Source organism: Mesorhizobium sp. M0960, from assembly GCF_040319055.1.
Lineage (GTDB): Bacteria > Pseudomonadota > Alphaproteobacteria > Rhizobiales > Rhizobiaceae > Mesorhizobium.
Window position 1 is genome coordinate 502,092 of record NZ_JAMYNN010000001.1, and the last position, 17,005, is coordinate 519,096.

Here is a 17,005-nt window from a genome sequence, read left to right on the forward strand (position 1 = left end):
GATGACCCACCGCATTCTGATCCTCGGCGGAACCACCGAAGCCCGGCAGGTGGCCGGAATACTCTCGGTGCGCTCGGATCTCGCGATTACGCTGTCGCTGGCCGGCCGCACTGAAAACCCGGCCGCGCAAGGCGTGCCGGTGCGGGTTGGCGGCTTTGGTGGCGTCGACGGGCTGGCGTTGTATCTCCACGAGACGGACGTCGACCTGCTGATCGACGCCACGCATCCCTATGCGGCGCAGATCTCCGCCAATGCGGCGGAAGCAGCGCGCCGATCCGGCGTGCCGATCGTTGCGCTCAAGCGCCCAGGCTGGGAGCCTGCCGAAGGTGACCAGTGGACGCTGGTCGACGGTGTTACCAGCTCGGTGACGGCGCTGGGATCGGCGCAGCGCCGCGTGTTCCTGGCGCTCGGACGGCAGGAGATCACTGCCTTCGAGGCTGCACCCCAGCACCACTATCTCATCCGTAGCGTCGATCCGGTCGAACCAAGACTTACTGTGCCCGACGCGACCTATCTCTTGGCGCGCGGGCCGTTCCAGGAGCCGGACGAACACTCGCTGCTTCAAGAGCACCGCATCGATGTCGTCGTTTCCAAAAACAGCGGCGGCGAAGCGACCTACGGCAAGATCGCCGCAGCGCGGGCGCTCGGCATCGAGGTGGTCATGATCCGCAGGCCGGCGTTGCCGGACGTCACGTCGGCTGAGACGGTCGAATCTCTTGCCGCGATGGTCGATCATTTTCTGGTCGGTCATGTTCTTGGGCCCGCTGCCGACCGTGGCGTATAGACCAGCGCTGGCTTTTCACCGCGCTTGATGATCCGGGTTTCCGGCGAGCCGATGATGATGCAGGTGGCCATATCGGCCTTTTGCGCGTCGGCTTCCGCCAGCAAGAAAACTTCGATGCGCTCGTCGGGACGGCCGGCGGCGCGACCGAAGATCACCGGCGTGGTGCCGGGCAGGATCGCGGCAAGGCACTCGAAGGCGCGGCCAAGCTGCCAGGGGCGTGGCTTGCTGATCGGATTGTAGAGTGCGATGACGAAGCCGGCGCCCGCTGCCGCCAGCAGGCGCAGCTCGATCAAATCCCACGGCTTCAGATTGTCTGACAGCGAGATGGCGCAGAAATCATGGCCGAGCGGCGCGCCGATGCGGGCGGCGACGGCGAGCATGGCGGTGATGCCAGGCACGATGGCGATGTCGACCGCGCGCCACTCGACCGGCCCCGCCTCGATCGCCTCGCAGACGGCCGCCGCCATGGCGAAGACGCCGGGATCGCCGCCCGATACGACCGCGACATCGTGGCCTTCCGCAGCCTTCAGCAGCGCGTCCCTGGAGCGCGCTAGCTCCTCGCGATTGTCGGAAGCGACGCGAATCTGGTCGGGACGCAGATCAAGCCGGTCAAGATAAGGCTTGTAGCCGTAGAAGAATTTCGCCTCGGCGACGGCCCGGCTCGCTTCCGGCGTCACCTGGTCGGCGTTGCCAGGCCCCAGGCCGATGACGGTTAGGCGGCCGCTCATGCTTCGGCTCCCAATGCGCTTGGCCGCCCCGACCAGCCGGCGACCAGCACGATGGCGAAATAAGGCGCCTGGTCGTCCTTTTTGTCGGCGAGCCGCATCGAGACGCCGCCCGGCATGGTGCCGCGCTCGACATAGATGGCCCGTGCCAGCTTGTCGGTCGCCTCCAGCGCACGCCTGATCTTGGGCAAGTTGCGGCCGACCTTCATGATTACGGCGGCATCGGTGTCGGCGAGGCGGCGCGTCAGCTCGAATTCGCTCATCGTGCCCGGCAACACAGTCAGCACGTCGTCGCCCTGGACGATCGGTAGGCCGGTCGCCGACCAGCAGCCGGACATGGCGGTGACGCCGGGAATGACTTCGGTCGGAAAGCGATGCGCCAGCCTGACATGCAGATGCATGTAGGAGCCGTAGAAAAGCGGGTCGCCTTCCGAGAGCACCGCAACCATCCTGCCGGCGCTGAGGTGCTCGGCAACCTTTTCGGCCGACTGCTCGTAGAAATCGGTGAACTGCGAGCGCTAGTCGCCGTCGTCCTTGTCGATCTCGGTGCTCACCGGATAGAGCAGCGGCAACTCTATCAAATCAGCGCGAAAATGGGCTCCGACGATGGCGCGCGCGTTGCTGTTGTTGCCGCGCTTGGCGAAATGCGCAACGACATCGGCCTCCGCCAGCGCGCGCACTGCCTTCAGCGTCAAAAGTTCTGGGTCGCCAGGACCGGTGCCAACGCCGACCAGCCGACCTCTTACGATCGCATTCATAGGCCCGGCCTCGCCAAAGCGTTGAGCGCGGCGGCGGTCATGGCGCTGCCGCCCAGCCGGCCGCGCACGATGGCGAAGGGCACGCCATAGGAATTTTCGGCCAGCGCATCCTTCGATTCGGCGGCACCGACAAACCCGACCGGCATACCGATGATCGCCGCCGGCTTCGGCGCACCATCGCGCAGCTTTTCCAGCAGATAAAACAGGGCGGTCGGCGCATTGCCGATCGCGACAACCGAACCCGCCATGCGCTCGCCCCACAGGTCGATCGCCGCGGCCGAGCGGGTGTTGCCGATTTTTCTCGCGATGTCGGCGGTCCGCGGATCGCGCAGCGTGCAGGTCACTTCGTTGCCGGCCGGCAGCCGCGCGCGCGTGACGCCATGCGAGACCATCTGTGCGTCGCAGAAAATCGGCGCGCCGGCGCTCAACGCTGTGCGCGCGGCGGCGACGAAATCGCTGGAGAAAACGAAATGCCGCGCAGCCTCGACCTGGCCGCAGGCATGGATCATGCGGATGGCGACATCGGCCTCGGCTTCGGAAAAGCGCGACAGGTCGGCCTCGGCGCGGATGATGGCGAAGGAGCGCTCATAGATCGCCGTGCCATCATGAATATAGTCGTAGGTGATGGGGTTCTGGGCGGGCATGCTCATTCCTGTCGGTAAGCTTTGACGACGCCGGCCGTGCCAAGCCTTGCCAGACAGGCGGCGGCAGTCTCGCCTCGAAGTCGTTTTCTGCGGATTGCCGCTGCAATGCCGCCGATGCCGTGCGCAGCGTCGTCCCCCGGCCTGTATCCGGCGGGCAATGCCTTAGCCGTCCCGTCCACGACAAGTCCGGCTCCGTTTTCGCCGCCGACCAATGTCAGCGCCGCCGGACCGGCATGGGCGCAGCCCTTGGCGCAGCCGGAGATGTGCAGCGTCAAGGAAGAATCGAAGATGTCGCGGTTTTCGAGGGCGATGATCTCGGCGATTTCGCGCGTCGCGATGCGGCCGGAGGCACAGGCGGGAGCACCCGGGCAAGCGGCGATTTTCGTGCGCGGGTCGGCGGCGTCGGTGACGAAGCCGAGGGTTGCGGCGGCTTGGTGGAGCGGCGGGCAGGCCGCTGGCGCGAGGCCGAGGAAAACCAGCGCGCGGCCCGGCGCTAGGCGGATTTCGGTGGCGCCAAGGGCCAGCGCGCTCTGCGCGAGAGCGATGATCTGGTTCGCCGGCATGCTGCCGAAGGGTAGGCCGATGCCGAGGGCGGTTCCGGCTGCAGCCAAGTCGAAAACTCCGATGGGCCGGCGATCCTTCGCGCCCCCCTCTGTCCTGCCGGACATCTCCCCCACTTGGGGGGAGATCGGCAGCTTCGCCGGTGGCTCACTCTTAGCATCCTTATCGATTGGCGAAAGCTGAGATGAGGGCGCAATCTCCCCCCAAGTGGGGGAGATGTCCGGCAGGACAGAGGGGGGCGCGAAGGATCGCCAATTTGCTAGAGATCTCAGCTGTCTTTCTGTCAAATCCCGCGCATGGGCATCGCGCCCCTTTTCGGCAACCATCCTTAGGATCGCAACGGCGATGTCGCAGGCCGCATCTTCCTCGGCCATAATGAGTAGGATCGCAGTCTGACCGTCGCCGGCGATAGCCACCTGCCATTGCGTCCCCGCATCGGTCCGCACCGCAGCCAGCCTGGCATCGGCCGTCACTGCATCCAAGGTCAGCTGTCCGCCACCGTCGACAATCACCGAGACCTTCGGGCCAAGACGCTGCGTGACGCCGGCGCCCTCGATTGCCGCCCGAATCCGCTCCGCTAGCGGGCGCGGATCGGCGATTTCCTCCGGGTCGAGCCCGGCCAGCGGACCAGTCTCGACCGGCACGCCGGTGCGAACGGCAACACCCAGCGCATCGACCTCCATCGCCAGCAGCCGGGCGCTTTCGGGCGTCAGGCCGCGTATCTGCAAGCTGCCGCGGGCGGTCACTTCCATAATGCCGTTGCCGTGGCGCAGGGCGGATTCGCAGAGTCCGATCAACGACTTCGGCAACAGTCCTCCAGCGACCGGATTGAGCCGCACCAGCAGCCCGTCGCCGGTTTGCATCGGTGCCGACAAAGCAGGGCAGGCGCTGCGTCGGGAGAAAGCGTTCATGCCGCCACCCCAAGCGCCTGGGCTTCGGCAATCAGTGCGGCGAGATCGTCATCGATCGAATTGCGCAGCGGATGCCACAGACCGCGCCGTCGTGCCGACATGAAACGTTCGGCCATGACCTTCGCCGCCGACGGGTTCTCGCGCAGGATGAAGGCGCGGACAACGGGGTCGCCGAGATAGGCGTCGTGCACGGCCTCGATCAGCGCGCCAGATATGGCATGAGTGGTCTCGGCAAAGCCGACAAGCCGGTCGACCGTCTCGGCGAATTCCGAGGCGCCGCGCGGCCCGTGGCGCATCTGGCCGGCAATGAAGCGCGGATTGACGGCGCGTGCCCGTACGACGCGGGATACGGCGTCCCCAACCGAGCGTGGCTTGGGCTTTTGCGGATCCGTGGTGTCGAGCACGATCACGTCAGCGTTTTTGCCGAGCGCGGCAAGCGCTGCCGAAAAGCCGCCGATAAAGGCGACGTCGGCCGAGCCTTCGAGGATGTCGCGGCCGGGATCGTCGCCGGTATGAACCAGAAGGTCGGCCTCAGCGATGCGGCCCTCAAAAGCGCCGGGCGCCGAAATGCCTTCGCCCTCGGCGCCGCCATAGGCATGCGAGGTGGCGGCGAGATAGGCGCGGCCGATCTCTTCGCGCGCGGCCCAGTCGCCGCTTGATAGCAAGTCCTCGATGCCGGCGCCGTAAGTGCCGGGCGAGGTGCCGAATATGCGCGGGCTGATCTTGCCGTCTGCACGGGTTCTCGCCGCCAGCGGGTTTTCCGAATCGTCCTCGTCGCGGGTCGCGACGGCGTTGGCGGCGGCATCGATCAGCGCGATCTGGGTTGGGAACATGTCGCGGAACAGGCCGGATATGCGCCAGGTGACGTCGACGCGCGGGCGGCCGAGCGTTGCCGGCGGCAGCACCTCGATGCCGGTGATGCGGCCGGTGGCGGAATCCCATTGCGGCCGGCAGCCCATCAGCGCCAGGCCTTGCGCGATCTCCTCACCGCCGGTGCGCAGCGAGGCCGAGCCCCAGAGGTCGATGACCAGCGAGCGCGGCCAGTCGCCATGCGATTGCATGTAGCTGCGGACGACTTCTTCCGCTGCCACCTTGCCCAGATCATAGGCGGTCGGCGTCGGCATGGTGCGTGGGTCGGCGGTAAACAAATTGCGGCCGGTGGGCAGCACATCGCGCCGGCCACGCGCCGGTGCACCGGCCGGACCGGCGGCGACATGGCGGCCGTCGAGGGCCGCGATGAGTGCTACTTTCTCGGCTGCCGCACTCTGCTCGCGCAAAGGATCGGTTTCGCCCTCAGGCGAGCGACCGTAGATATGCAGGCCGTCCTTGATGGCGAAATCCTTGAGATCGCAGAGCCAGGCGTCGATGCGGCGCAAGGCTTCGTCGGCTGCGTCGGTCCTGGCGACGCCGGCCTCTGAGGCGAGGCCGGTCTTTTCCGCAGTCTCGACGATCAGCTTCGCCAGGCGGTCGCGGCGGCGGCGGTCGAGCCCGTCGGCCTGGGCATATTCGTCAACCAGTCGCTCGAGTTTATGCTGCTCTTCGTCCAGCCCGGCGCCGGTCAGCGGCGGCGGCAGATGGCCAAGCGTGACGGCGGCAATGCGTCGCTTGGCTTGTGCTGCCTCGCCGGGGTTGGAGACGATGAAAGGATAAATGACGGGCAGGGGGCCGGTGACGATTTCGGGAAAGCAGTTTTCGCTGAGCGCCACGGTCTTGCCGGGCAGCCACTCCAGCGTGCCGTGGGCGCCGACATGGATAATTGCATGGATGCCGAGCGACTTACGCAGCCACAAGCCAAAGGCGATCAGTGCATGGCGCGGCGGCAGTGTCGGGTCGTGATAGTCGGCGCGGCGGTCGGCTGAGCGCCCGCGATCAGGGGCGAGGGCTACGGTGATATTGCCGAAGGTGGCGGCGCGGAAGGGGAATTTTGCGGTGGTGGGCGCTTGGACACCCCCCTCTGCCCTGCCGGACATCTCCCCTTCAAGGGGGGAGATTGGCAGTTCGGCTGCCGGCTCTCCCTTAACGCCCTTGGTAGTTGGCGAAAGCAGAGACAACAGCGCAATCTCCCCCCTTGAAGGGGAGATGTCCGGCAGCACAGAGGGGGGTGCCTCGCGCGAACCTGTCTCATCATCCGTATTCCCCCATGCGGCCTCCACCGCAGCGATGGCCGCCGGCGGCAATTCCTTCGAGAAGGTCAGATAATCCTGCAAAGCCAGTCCCTGGTCGGCTGGCTCCAGCACCTCCAGCAACTGACGCGGCGTTTGCGGAATCCCTTCAACGGCGTAGCCCTGTTCGCTCAGGTCGTGCAGCATCGCCAGCACGCTGGACGGCACGTCGAGACCGACGGCATAGCCGGTGCGGCCGGGCGCGCTCGGATAGTCGGGGATCAGGATGGCGAGCTTGCGCTCCGCACGCGGCGTCCGCTGCAGACGCACGAAGGCCTCGATACGGTTCGCGACCTGCGCCACGCGGTCAGGCTCTGGCCGGTTGGCGAAGGCGCGGAAGGCCAATGCCGGATCGATCTCGCTTTCGCTCTTGAAGGAAATGGCGCCGGCCAGGATGCGGCCGTCGAGCTCGGGCAGGACGACATGCATGGCAAGGTCGGCGGGCGCCAGGCCGCGCTGGTTGTTCTGCCAGATGTCGCGGCGGGTGGTCGCGACGACGACCTGGAACACCGGCACTCCGGCGCGGTCGAACAGCGTCTCGACGCCGGGTTCGGCGCCCGAGGCGAAAGCTGTGGCGGTGATGATGGCGGCAGGGTTCAGCGCGGCAAACGCGGTTTCGACAACGGCGAGCGATGCCGCGTCCTTGAGGCTGGAGACGAAGATGGGGACCGGCGCTATGCCACGCTGCCCGAGCGCCTCGACAAGCGCATCGATGGGCGCGACATCGGCGGCGAGCAGCATCGAGCGGTAGAACAGGATGGGGATGATGGGGGCGGGTTCGGCGGACGGTAGGTTTAGGCTGCGTTCCGTCGCGCCCCCCTCTGTCCTGCCGGACATCTCCCCCACAAGGGGGGAGATCGCCTGGTCATCGTCGCCTTCGTCAATGTTCGATGTTGCAGAAGTCGCGAGACGGTCAGTGACAGCCGATCTCCCCCCTTGTGGGGGAGATGTCCGGCAGGACAGAGGGGGGCGCGAAGGAATGCCGACGCTTGATAAGTCCATTCTTTCTATAACGCCGCGTCCCGGCTCGTAAAATCCCGCCTTTGGCACGCTGACAGGTTCAGCGACCGCCGCACCCGATCCGGCGAGACTTGCCAACCTCTGCACCAGCGCCGTCATATTCGCCGGGCCACCTTCGCGGAAATAGTCGAGCAGACCATCAAGTTCCTGGCGCGGCAGCGTCGAGCCTTCGATCAGCCGCAAATCCTCGTCGTGGCTCTCGCCCGGTAGGAGCGCCAGCTTAATACCGCGATTTCGCGCGACAACGGCAAGCTGGTCGCAGCCGTAGCGCCACCAGTCGTAACCGCCGAGGATGCGGACCAGGACGACCTTGGCGTGGCGGGCGACGCTGTCGATCCAGAGGTCGACGGACATCGGGTGGCGCAGGTCGCGCAAGGCGGCGAGCCGCATCGACGGCAGGCGGTCCGCATCTGCCTTCCACGCCGCCGCCAGCCCGGCGAGGTCGCTGTCGGTGAAGGACAGCGCCACGACATCCGCAGGCGTTTGCCTGAGATCGACAGGCTCGGCGAGATCGTCGAGCGAGGCGGATGTGGTGGTGAGGATGTGCATCGCGGCTCGTACCTGGGATCAGCCGGCGAGGATACGCTCGATCGCCGGGCGGTTCAGCCCTTTCAGGCCGATGACGACGAGGCGCGAGCGGCGATCGTCTTCAGCGGTCCAGGCGCGGTCGTAATAGTGGTTGACGCGCGGACCGACGGCCTGCAGCAAGAGCCGCATCGGCTTGCCGCCGACGTCGACGAAACCCTTGACGCGCAATACGTTTTCTTCCTCCGCCGCCGTGGCGACGCGTTGTGCCAGCTCGTCCGGATCGGACACCGACGCAATGTCGATGACGAACGAGTCAAAGTCGTCATGTTCGTGGTCGAGCTCGTCGTCGTGATGGGTCTTGCGGTTCTCGATGTCGTCCTCGACGGCGAGACCAAGGCCGAGCAGCACCGACGGATCGACCTTGCCTTGCGAGGTCGGCACGATCTTCACCGCCCGCGCAACATGCTTGCCGATGACGGCATTGGCGCGCGCCGCGCCGGCTGCGTCCAGCAGGTCGCTCTTCGACAGGATGATCAGGTCGGCACAAGCGAGCTGGTCTTCGAACACCTCCTCGACAGGATCGTCATGGTCGAGCGTCTCGTCCTGCGCGCGCTGCGCCTGCAGGGCGTCCATGTCGTTGGCAACGCGGCCATCAGCCAGCGCCGGCCCGTCGACGACGGCGATGACGCCATCGACCGTGACGCGGCTTTTCACCGACGGCCACTGGAAGGCCTGGACCAGCGGCTTGGGCAGGGCCAGCCCGGACGTCTCGATCAGGATGTGGTCGACCTTCGGCGTCAGCGACAGGATCTGGTCGAGCGCGGGGACAAAGTCGTCGGCGACAGTGCAGCAGATGCAGCCATTGGCCAGCTCGACGATGTTTTCCTCGGGGCAAGTGTCGATGCCGCAGCCCTTCAGGATCTCGCCGTCGATGCCGATATCGCCGAACTCGTTGACGATGATGGCCAGGCGCTTGCCTTTGGCGTTTTCGAGCAAATGGCGGATCAGCGTCGTCTTGCCGGCGCCGAGAAAGCCGGTGACGACGGTGCAGGGGACGCGCGAAACGTTGGCGGCCGAATCTGGGGAAGTCATATCAAGTCCTTCAAAAGGTCGAGGGGAGGGATGCGGGCAACCAAGCCGCGCTTCAGGCAATCGGGACGGCCGCGCCACGGAATGAGGCCGTCCGTCGAAGTAGCGAACAGCTTTGCCCCCGTCACCAGATCGGTGCCGCTGGTCGTGGTCAGGTCGCCGAAGACATAGCTCCAGCAGCCGTCGCGCAGCATCGCGGCGCTGAGCCGGCGCTTGCAATTGCCGAGGCATTCGACGGTGCGGATTTTAATGTTTTCGCTGGAAGCGGCGCGGCGCGTGTGCTCGGCGAGCAGTTCGCCGGCGCGGGGATAAGCGTCCGAACCGGTCTCGTCACGGCAGGACGAGCAGACGATGACGGTAACGCCGGCCGGGGAATCACCATGGCCGGACAATAAATCCGCTGTCTCAGCCGGAAAACTGCTGTCGCGTTCCAAATCAGGCTCCTTGCCCGGAAAACCCGCCAGGCGATCGGATTCTTATGTCCTAGACGGCAGGTCTCCTGGCTCGCGGGTCATCGCCTGGGTGCCGCCTTCCCGGGAATATCCCAGTGGTTTTCGGCCTTGGCTCGTCGCTTACAGTTGCGGGGACAGCCGCGGATTTGAAATCGAGATTTCGCACCGCATTCCCTCTTGGCCCTTGCCGTTGCGGGCAGGGGACCGTCTGGAACGGATTTAGGCTTGTGAAGGCAGTCGTGTCAACGCACGTCTATGACGCGGCGATATCTGCGAGCGGCTGGCCGAGGTCGCCGGCAGCCGTCACCTCGATGCGCTCGAGCCCGAGCCAACCCTGCATCTGCTTCAATTCCTCGAAAAGGGCGGCGGCAGTTTGCGGCGGGGCGCCGGGCTCCGAATAGGCGGCATGGACGCGCAATACGCCGGCCGGGCGGTCGGCCCTGAGGTCGACGCGCCCGACGATGCTGTCGCCGAGCAGGAACGGCAGCACATAATAACCATACTGGCGCTTTTCGGCCGGCGTGTAGATCTCGATGCGGTAGTGGAAGTCGAACAACCGCTCGGTGCGCGACCGCTCGAAGACGACGGGATCGAACGGCGCAAGCAAGGCGCGCGCCTCGATCCTGCGCGGCAAACGGGCGTCCTTGTGGAGATAGGCTGTTTTGCTCCAGCCTTCGACGCTCACCGGCAACAGGTCGCCAGCCTCGACCAGTTCCTCGATGCGGCCCTTGATGTCGGCGGGCGAGAGGCGGAAATAGTCGCGCAGATCGCCCGCCGTGGCGACGCCATGGGCGCGGGCGGAGATGCGCAGCAGTTCGCGGTGGGCGTCCGCGGGGGACGGAACTGGCAAAGCGAGTACCGTTGGCGGCAGCACGCGCTCCGGCAGATCGTAGAACCGCTCGAAACCACGCCGGTGCGCCGTGGTGATGCGGCCCGCCCAGAACAGCCATTCGAAGGCATGCTTGGCATGGCTCCAGCCCCACCAGCCGCCCGAGCCCTTCTGCCCTTCGAAAGCCGACGCCGCGATCGGGCCTCGTTCAGCGACCTCGCGATAGATGTCCTCAATGTAGGCGGCGTGCTCGCGGCCCCATTTTGCCAGTCCGCTGTACATTTCCTCGCCGCGCTCGGCCCGCCGCATGCGCCAGCGCATCAGCGGATAGGTCTCGACGGGCAGGAACGAGGCTTCATGCGCCCAATATTCGAAGACCATGCGCTTGCGTGTCACCGCGGCGTCGTCGAGCAGCGCCAGCTTGTAGGGGCCAAGCCGCGAATAGAGCGGCATATAATGGGCGCGAACCACGGCGCTGACGGAATCGATCTGCAGCAGGCCGGTACGTGCAAGCACCCGGGCCAGATGCCGGCGGTCAGGCGTGCCGCTGGGGCGCGGGTCATTGAATCCCTGTGCCGCAAGCGCAATGCGACGGGCCAGGGCAAGCGAGATTTTTTCTTTCATGAAGGCGGTATCCGGACGATGTTAGACAGAGAAAATGACCTGCGATTCCGCCCCATGCTAGCAAGGTTTTGGCGGCATCTATGTCAGGAGAGAAAAGTGGAGTGAAAAGTGAAGGAAATCAAACAGGAGCGGATCGGACCAGTTTTCCCGGATATGCCGTCCAGCACCGCGATTTGAACAAGGTTTGACTTGCTTCGCCGAAAGCGCTGCGCTAACCCTCGCCGCGTTGCAGCATAGAGCCCCCTTAAAACGGTTCAGTGGTTAATCTGTCACGCTTCCGCAAGTGGGTCCGGTGCTGTAATCAGAGTGGATTGGCCGCCAACGGAAAACTGCAGCATGAACGCACTTTTAGGTTCGTACCTGCCCATCGTCCTGTTCATCGGCGTGGCGCTGGTCGTCGGCCTGGCGCTGCTCGCCGCACCGTTCCTGGTGGCTTACCGCAACCCCGATCCGGAAAAGCTTTCCGCCTATGAGTGCGGCTTCAACTCGTTCGACGACGCCCGCATGAAGTTCGACATCCGCTTCTACCTGGTGTCGATCCTGTTCATCATCTTCGATCTGGAGGTGGCCTTCCTGTTTCCTTGGGCAGTGTCGTTCAGTCAGATCGGCATGCTCGGTTTCTGGTCGATGATGGTGTTTTTGGCGGTGCTGACCATCGGCTTTGCCTATGAATGGAAAAAAGGAGCGCTGGAATGGGATTGAACGACAGTTCCGGCACGCTCGTCGCGCCGAAGCCCAAGGGCCTCATCGACCCCAACACCGGCAGACCGGTGGGGGAGGATGATCCGTTCTTCCTGGAGATCAACAACGAACTCGCCGACAAGGGTTTTCTCGTCACTTCGACCGAGGCGCTGATCACCTGGGCGCGCAGCGGCTCGTTGATGTTCATGACCTTTGGCCTCGCCTGCTGCGCCGTCGAGATGATCCACACCTCGATGCCACGCTACGACAGCGAGCGTTTCGGTGTCGCGCCGCGCGCGTCTCCGCGCCAGTCCGACATCATGATCGTCGCCGGCACGCTGACCAACAAGATGGCGCCGGCGCTGCGCAAGGTCTACGACCAGATGCCGGAGCCGCGCTACGTCATCTCGATGGGCTCCTGTGCCAATGGCGGCGGCTATTATCATTATTCCTATTCGGTGGTGCGCGGCTGCGACCGCATCGTGCCGGTCGACATCTACGTGCCCGGCTGCCCACCGAGCGCTGAAGCGCTGCTCTACGGCATCCTTCTGTTGCAGAAGAAGATCCGCCGCACCGGCACGATCGAACGGTGAGCGGCATGACCCAGGCGTTGAATGACCTCTCGACCTATCTTGGCGAGAAGCTGACCGGCCGGATCGGCGAAGCGGTGCTCGCCTACGGCGAACTCACTATCTCGGTCGAGCCGCGCGACCTGATCGAGGTGGTGACCTTCCTGCGCGACGACCCGAAATGCCAGTTCATTTCGATCATCGACGTTTGCGGCGCAGATTATCCGTCGCGGGCAAAGCGCTTCGACGTGGTCTATCACCTGCTGTCGCCGAGGCAGAATATCCGCATCCGCATCAAGGTCCAGGCCGACGAAGAGACGCTGGTGCCGTCGATCACCGGCATATATCCCGGCGCGGACTGGTTCGAGCGCGAGACCTACGACCTCTATGGCGTGCTGTTTTCGGGCCATCCCGATCTGCGCCGGATCCTGACCGACTACGGCTTCGAGGGCCATCCGCTGCGCAAGGACTTTCCGCTGACCGGCTTCGTCGAGGTGCGCTACGACGACGAAGCCAAGCGCGTCATCTACGAGCCGGTCGAGCTCAAGCAGGAATTCCGCAATTTCGATTTTCTGTCTCCGTGGGAAGGTACGGATTACGTGCTTCCGGGAGATGAGAAGGCAAAGCAGTAAATGGCTGAAACCTCCGTTCGCAACTTCAATATCAATTTCGGCCCGCAACACCCTGCTGCGCATGGCGTTTTGCGCCTTGTGCTGGAGCTTGACGGAGAAGTCGTCGATCGCGTCGATCCGCATATCGGGCTTTTGCATCGCGGCACGGAAAAGCTGATCGAGCACAAGACTTATCTGCAGGCCGTGCCCTATCTCGACCGGCTCGACTATTGCGCGCCGATGAACCAGGAGCATGCCTTTGCGCTCGCCGCCGAGCGGCTGCTCGGTATCGAGGTGCCGAAGCGCGGGCAGCTTATTCGAGTTCTCTACTCCGAGATCGGCCGCATTATGTCGCACATCCTCAATGTGACGACGCAGGCGATGGATGTCGGCGCGCTGACGCCGCCGCTCTGGGGTTTTGTCGAGCGCGAAAAGCTGATGGTGTTCTATGAGCGCGCCTCGGGCTCGCGCATGCACGCGGCCTATTTCCGGCCGGGCGGCGTCCACCAGGACCTGCCGCAGAAGCTGATCGAGGACATCGGCAAGTGGATCGACCCGTTCCTGAAGTCGGTCGACGACCTCGACGCGCTTTTGACCGGCAACCGCATCTTCAAGCAGCGCAATGTCGACATCGCTACCGTCTCCCTGGCCGACGCTTGGGCCTGGGGCTTTTCCGGCGTCATGGTGCGCGGCTCGGGTGCGCCGTGGGATCTGCGCAAATCGCAGCCCTACGAATGCTATGCCGAGCTGGACTTCGACATTCCGATCGGCAAGAACGGCGACTGCTTCGACCGTTATCTGGTGCGTATGGAAGAGATGCGGCAGTCGGCGAAAATCATGCGCCAGTGCGTCGACCTGTTGCTCGGTAAGGAGGGCAGCGGGCCGGTGTCTAACCTCGACGGCAAGGTGGTGCCGCCGAAGCGCGCGGCGATGAAGCGCTCGATGGAAGCGCTGATCCATCACTTCAAGCTCTACACCGAAGGCTACCGCGTTCCGGCCGGCGAGGTCTATGCCGCGGTCGAGGCGCCGAAGGGCGAGTTCGGTGTCTATCTCGTCTCCGACGGCACCAACAAGCCCTACCGCTGCAAGCTGCGCGCCCCCGGCTTTGCGCATCTGCAAGCGATGGACTTTTTGTGCCGCGGCCACATGTTGGCCGACGTCACCGCCGTTCTCGGCTCCCTCGACATCGTGTTTGGTGAGGTCGATCGGTGAATCGCATTCTGAGCCTCATGTTAATCGTCATTGCTGTCGCAATGCACCCTGCATATGCAATCGAGTGCGGAGCGTCTATCGATGCTTCCGATCTTGTGAAGCAGCACTTCAAGCTGAGCTACGTCACGCTTGGCATGCAAGAAAGTGCGACAGCAGAATCCGCCGATGTCGATGCTTTCTATTTCAAGAGAGATACATGCGAGTGTAGCGTCGCAGCGCCGGACGGCGCGAGTTTCTCTAAGGCGGAGGTATCGGCAGCCGCTTCCGGCAAAACAGGGTTCGCGCGGCTTGTTGCTCGCTTGGCTGGTAAATCCGGCGTTTGCCCGCCTGTCATGACAAATTCGCCGACTTTCCAATGTTTCGACGGTACGGCGAAACTTTGTAAGGAGGCCGCAGCAAGATGACGAACCTATACGTCTTTGGTGAGGTCGATCGCTAAATGTCAGTCCGCCGTCTCGCAGAAGCCAGCCTCCAGCCAGCCTCCTTCGCCTTCAACCGGGCGAATGCGGCAGCGGCGAAGCAGTGGATCAAGCAATATCCGAAGGGGCGCGAGCAATCCGCGATCATCCCCTTGCTGATGCTGGCGCAGGAGCAGGAAGGCTGGGTGACCAAGGCGGCGATCGAGACGATCTCCGACATGCTCGGCATGCCCTATATTCGCGGGCTAGAAGTCGCCACCTTCTATACGCAATACCAGCTCAATCCGGTCGGCACCCGCGCGCATGTCCAGGTCTGCGGCACCACGCCCTGCATGCTGCGCGGCTCGGAATCGCTGATGGATGTGTGCCGCTCGAAGATCCATCACGACCAGTTCCACACCAACGACAAGGGCACGCTGTCGTGGGAGGAGGTCGAATGCCTCGGCGCCTGCGTCAACGCACCGATGGTTATGGTCTTCAAGGACACATACGAGGATTTGACGCCGGAGCGGCTTGCCGAGATCATCGACCTCTATGACGCCGGCAAGGGTGCTTCGGTGACGCCAGGACCGCAAAACGGCCGCGTCACCTCAGAGCCGGCCAGTGGCCTGACGACCCTCAAGAGTGAAAAGGCGATCCTGAAGGCGACCCGCGACCGGGAAACCAGGGCGGCGACCAAGGCCGCCAAGGAAGCGGCGCCGGCGGCTGCCGCCGCAGCACCCGCGGCGCCGGCCCCGCCAGCCGCTTCTGCCGCGCCGGCGCCGGTTGCGCCCTCGAATGCCAGCAAGCCGAAGACCGACGCTGTCGAGACCAGTCCGGCGCTGAAATCGCCATCGGCGACAAAAGTCGCGCCCGCGGCGGAAAAGGCGGCGAGCGTTGCAGCGCCGCTGCATTCGGCCGCCAATGCCAACAAGGCCGAGCCGCAGGTCGAGGACGTCTCGAAACAGCGCAAAGGCCCCAAGAACAAGGCCGAGCCGGCGTCTGCTTTCAAAGCGCCGGAGGCCAAGGTTAAACCGGCGAAGACTGCCGTCAAGGCGGCCACGCCGTCGCCCGGAAACAAAAGCCGGCCGACCGGCAAGAAGCCGGTCTGAGGAACGAGCAATGCTTCAGGACAGAGACCGCATCTTCAACAATATCTACGGCCGCTTCGACAAGTCGCTGGCCGGCGCCATGGCGCGCGGTGCCTGGGACAACACGCCCGGCATCATCGCCAAGGGGCGCGAGTGGATCGTCAATGAGATGAAGGCCAGCGGCCTGCGCGGACGTGGCGGCGCGGGCTTCCCGACCGGGCTGAAATGGTCGTTCATGCCCAAGCAAAGCGACGGCCGGCCGAGCTATCTCGTCGTCAATGCCGACGAGTCCGAGCCCGGCACCTGCAAGGACCGCGACATACTGCGCCACGACCCGCACACGCTGGTCGAAGGCTGCCTGCTTGCGGGCTTCGCCATGGGCGCGGTCGCCGCCTACATCTATGTGCGCGGCGAGTTCATCCGCGAGCGCGAGGCGCTGCAACGCGCCATCGACGAGGCCTATGCGGCCAAGCTGATCGGCAAGAACAACACCTCCGGCTATGATTTCGACATCTACATGCATCATGGCGCCGGCGCCTATATCTGCGGCGAGGAAACGGCGCTGCTCGAAAGCCTCGAGGGCAAGAAGGGCCAGCCACGGCTTAAGCCGCCATTTCCGGCCAATGTCGGCCTCTATGGCTGCCCGACGACGGTCAACAATGTCGAGTCCATCGCTGTCGCGCCGACCATCCTGCGCCGCGGTGCCGCCTGGTTCTCGTCCTTCGGCCGGCCCAACAATGTCGGCACCAAGCTGTTCTGCATCTCCGGCCACGTCAACAATCCGTGCACCGTCGAAGAGGCGATGTCGATCCCGTTCCGCGAGCTGATCGAGACGCATTGCGGCGGCATTCGTGGCGGCTGGGATAATCTGCTGGCGGTCATTCCGGGCGGAGCGTCGGTGCCGCTGGTGCCGGCCGAGCAGATCATCGACGCGCCGATGGATTTCGACGCGCTGCGCGACCTGAAATCGGGCCTCGGCACGGCAGCTGTCATCGTCATGGACAAATCGACCGATATCGTGAAAGCGATCGCGCGGCTTTCCTATTTCTACAAGCACGAAAGCTGCGGCCAGTGCACGCCCTGCCGTGAGGGCACCGGCTGGATGTGGCGGGTGATGGAACGGCTGGTGCGCGGCGAGGCGCAGAAGCGCGAGATCGACATGCTGCTCGATGTGACCAAGCAGGTCGAGGGCCACACGATCTGTGCGCTTGGCGACGCGGCGGCATGGCCGATCCAGGGCCTGATGCGACATTTCCGCGGCGAGGTGGAGCGGCGCATCGACGAGTTTTCGCGCAACGCACACCGCGCCGAACCGGTGCTGGCGGCGGCAGAATAGAAGAATTCAAAAATGCGGGC

Annotated in this window: 15 protein-coding genes, 1 pseudogene and 1 riboswitch; of the genes and pseudogenes, 8 read left to right on the plus strand and 8 right to left on the minus strand. The window is 64.6% G+C overall.

Features of this window, described 5'->3' with window-relative positions:
• Position 1 precedes the first annotated feature (1 nt).
• The gene (locus NKH63_RS02580; RefSeq protein ID WP_023720759.1) at positions 2-784 is read left to right on the plus strand and encodes a cobalt-precorrin-6A reductase; all 783 of its coding nucleotides are present in this window, start codon (positions 2-4) and stop codon (positions 782-784) included.
• On the opposite strand, the gene NKH63_RS02585 is transcribed toward NKH63_RS02580, so the two are convergent.
• From NKH63_RS02585 to NKH63_RS02620, 8 genes and pseudogenes are all read right to left on the minus strand, one after another.
• Positions 748-1,512, minus strand: coding sequence for a precorrin-3B C(17)-methyltransferase (locus NKH63_RS02585; RefSeq protein ID WP_352483037.1), 765 nt, complete (start codon positions 1,510-1,512; stop codon positions 748-750). The two genes, NKH63_RS02580 and NKH63_RS02585, sit on opposite strands and share 37 nt — an antisense overlap.
• A pseudogene (locus NKH63_RS02590) lies at positions 1,509-2,267 on the minus strand (precorrin-2 C(20)-methyltransferase). Before NKH63_RS02590 ends, NKH63_RS02585 begins: the two are co-directional and overlap by 4 nt.
• Entirely contained in the window at positions 2,264-2,917 is a 654-nt protein-coding gene (locus tag NKH63_RS02595) for a precorrin-8X methylmutase (protein ID WP_352483039.1), read from the minus strand. Before NKH63_RS02595 ends, NKH63_RS02590 begins: the two are co-directional and overlap by 4 nt.
• Positions 2,914-4,383, minus strand: a complete 1,470-nt coding sequence (cobG, locus tag NKH63_RS02600; RefSeq protein WP_352483040.1) for a precorrin-3B synthase — start codon at positions 4,381-4,383, stop codon at positions 2,914-2,916. Before cobG ends, NKH63_RS02595 begins: the two co-directional genes overlap by 4 nt.
• On the minus strand, positions 4,380-8,114 hold the full coding sequence (locus tag NKH63_RS02605) for a cobaltochelatase subunit CobN (RefSeq protein ID WP_352483041.1): 3,735 nt from the start codon (positions 8,112-8,114) through the stop codon (positions 4,380-4,382). The genes cobG and NKH63_RS02605 overlap by 4 nt, the downstream gene beginning before the upstream one ends.
• Before the next feature lie 18 nt (positions 8,115-8,132).
• Positions 8,133-9,185, minus strand: a complete 1,053-nt coding sequence (gene cobW, locus NKH63_RS02610; protein ID WP_023720753.1) for a cobalamin biosynthesis protein CobW — start codon at positions 9,183-9,185, stop codon at positions 8,133-8,135.
• Entirely contained in the window at positions 9,182-9,616 is a 435-nt protein-coding gene (locus NKH63_RS02615) for a DUF1636 family protein (RefSeq protein WP_023720752.1), read from the minus strand. The genes cobW and NKH63_RS02615 overlap by 4 nt, the downstream gene beginning before the upstream one ends.
• 38 nt (positions 9,617-9,654) lie before the next feature.
• Positions 9,655-9,858, minus strand: a riboswitch (cobalamin riboswitch).
• A gap of 29 nt (positions 9,859-9,887) precedes the next feature.
• Positions 9,888-11,087 carry a winged helix-turn-helix domain-containing protein gene (locus NKH63_RS02620; RefSeq protein WP_023720751.1) on the minus strand — a complete coding sequence of 400 codons (1,200 nt, stop codon included), beginning with the start codon at positions 11,085-11,087 and terminating at the stop codon, positions 9,888-9,890.
• A gap of 336 nt (positions 11,088-11,423) precedes the next feature.
• Here NKH63_RS02620 and NKH63_RS02625 point away from each other — a divergent pair, with 336 nt between their 5' ends.
• Genes NKH63_RS02625 through nuoF form a run of 7 tightly spaced genes read left to right on the plus strand, consistent with a single transcriptional unit; the run spans position 11,424 to position 16,985 of the window.
• Entirely contained in the window at positions 11,424-11,789 is a 366-nt protein-coding gene (locus NKH63_RS02625; protein ID WP_023720750.1) for an NADH-quinone oxidoreductase subunit A, read from the plus strand.
• A complete protein-coding gene (locus NKH63_RS02630; RefSeq protein WP_023720749.1) occupies positions 11,780-12,361 on the plus strand; it encodes a NuoB/complex I 20 kDa subunit family protein in 582 nt (193 codons plus the stop codon). Before NKH63_RS02625 ends, NKH63_RS02630 begins: the two co-directional genes overlap by 10 nt.
• 5 nt (positions 12,362-12,366) lie before the next feature.
• Positions 12,367-12,969, plus strand: a complete 603-nt coding sequence (locus NKH63_RS02635) for an NADH-quinone oxidoreductase subunit C (RefSeq protein WP_023720748.1) — start codon at positions 12,367-12,369, stop codon at positions 12,967-12,969.
• Positions 12,970-14,160 (plus strand): NADH-quinone oxidoreductase subunit D, encoded by a 1,191-nt coding sequence (locus NKH63_RS02640; protein WP_023720747.1) that lies wholly within the window; start codon positions 12,970-12,972, stop codon positions 14,158-14,160.
• Complete coding sequence (locus NKH63_RS02645; RefSeq protein ID WP_352483044.1) at positions 14,157-14,564, plus strand: hypothetical protein; 408 nt, start codon at positions 14,157-14,159, stop codon at positions 14,562-14,564. The genes NKH63_RS02640 and NKH63_RS02645 overlap by 4 nt, the downstream gene beginning before the upstream one ends.
• A 35-nt stretch (positions 14,565-14,599) precedes the next feature.
• Positions 14,600-15,670, plus strand: a complete 1,071-nt coding sequence (nuoE, locus tag NKH63_RS02650; RefSeq protein WP_352483045.1) for an NADH-quinone oxidoreductase subunit NuoE — start codon at positions 14,600-14,602, stop codon at positions 15,668-15,670.
• Between the two features lie 10 nt (positions 15,671-15,680).
• Positions 15,681-16,985 carry an NADH-quinone oxidoreductase subunit NuoF gene (nuoF, locus tag NKH63_RS02655; protein ID WP_352483047.1) on the plus strand — a complete coding sequence of 435 codons (1,305 nt, stop codon included), beginning with the start codon at positions 15,681-15,683 and terminating at the stop codon, positions 16,983-16,985.
• The last annotated feature ends 20 nt before the right edge of the window (positions 16,986-17,005 follow it).

Bases quoted from the DNA above. Each gene is read 5' to 3' on its own strand.
- NKH63_RS02580 (WP_023720759.1), top strand. From the start codon at position 2: ATGACCCACCGCATTCTGATCCTCGGCGGAACCACCGAAGCCCGGCAG.
- NKH63_RS02585 (WP_352483037.1), bottom strand. From the start codon at position 1,512: ATGAGCGGCCGCCTAACCGTCATCGGCCTGGGGCCTGGCAACGCCGAC.
- NKH63_RS02595 (WP_352483039.1), bottom strand. From the start codon at position 2,917: ATGAGCATGCCCGCCCAGAACCCCATCACCTACGACTATATTCATGAT.
- cobG (WP_352483040.1), bottom strand. From the start codon at position 4,383: ATGAACGCTTTCTCCCGACGCAGCGCCTGCCCTGCTTTGTCGGCACCG.
- NKH63_RS02605 (WP_352483041.1), bottom strand. From the start codon at position 8,114: ATGCACATCCTCACCACCACATCCGCCTCGCTCGACGATCTCGCCGAG.
- cobW (WP_023720753.1), bottom strand. From the start codon at position 9,185: ATGACTTCCCCAGATTCGGCCGCCAACGTTTCGCGCGTCCCCTGCACC.
- NKH63_RS02620 (WP_023720751.1), bottom strand. From the start codon at position 11,087: ATGAAAGAAAAAATCTCGCTTGCCCTGGCCCGTCGCATTGCGCTTGCG.
- NKH63_RS02625 (WP_023720750.1), top strand. From the start codon at position 11,424: ATGAACGCACTTTTAGGTTCGTACCTGCCCATCGTCCTGTTCATCGGC.
- NKH63_RS02630 (WP_023720749.1), top strand. From the start codon at position 11,780: ATGGGATTGAACGACAGTTCCGGCACGCTCGTCGCGCCGAAGCCCAAG.
- NKH63_RS02635 (WP_023720748.1), top strand. From the start codon at position 12,367: ATGACCCAGGCGTTGAATGACCTCTCGACCTATCTTGGCGAGAAGCTG.
- NKH63_RS02640 (WP_023720747.1), top strand. From the start codon at position 12,970: ATGGCTGAAACCTCCGTTCGCAACTTCAATATCAATTTCGGCCCGCAA.
- nuoE (WP_352483045.1), top strand. From the start codon at position 14,600: ATGTCAGTCCGCCGTCTCGCAGAAGCCAGCCTCCAGCCAGCCTCCTTC.
- nuoF (WP_352483047.1), top strand. From the start codon at position 15,681: ATGCTTCAGGACAGAGACCGCATCTTCAACAATATCTACGGCCGCTTC.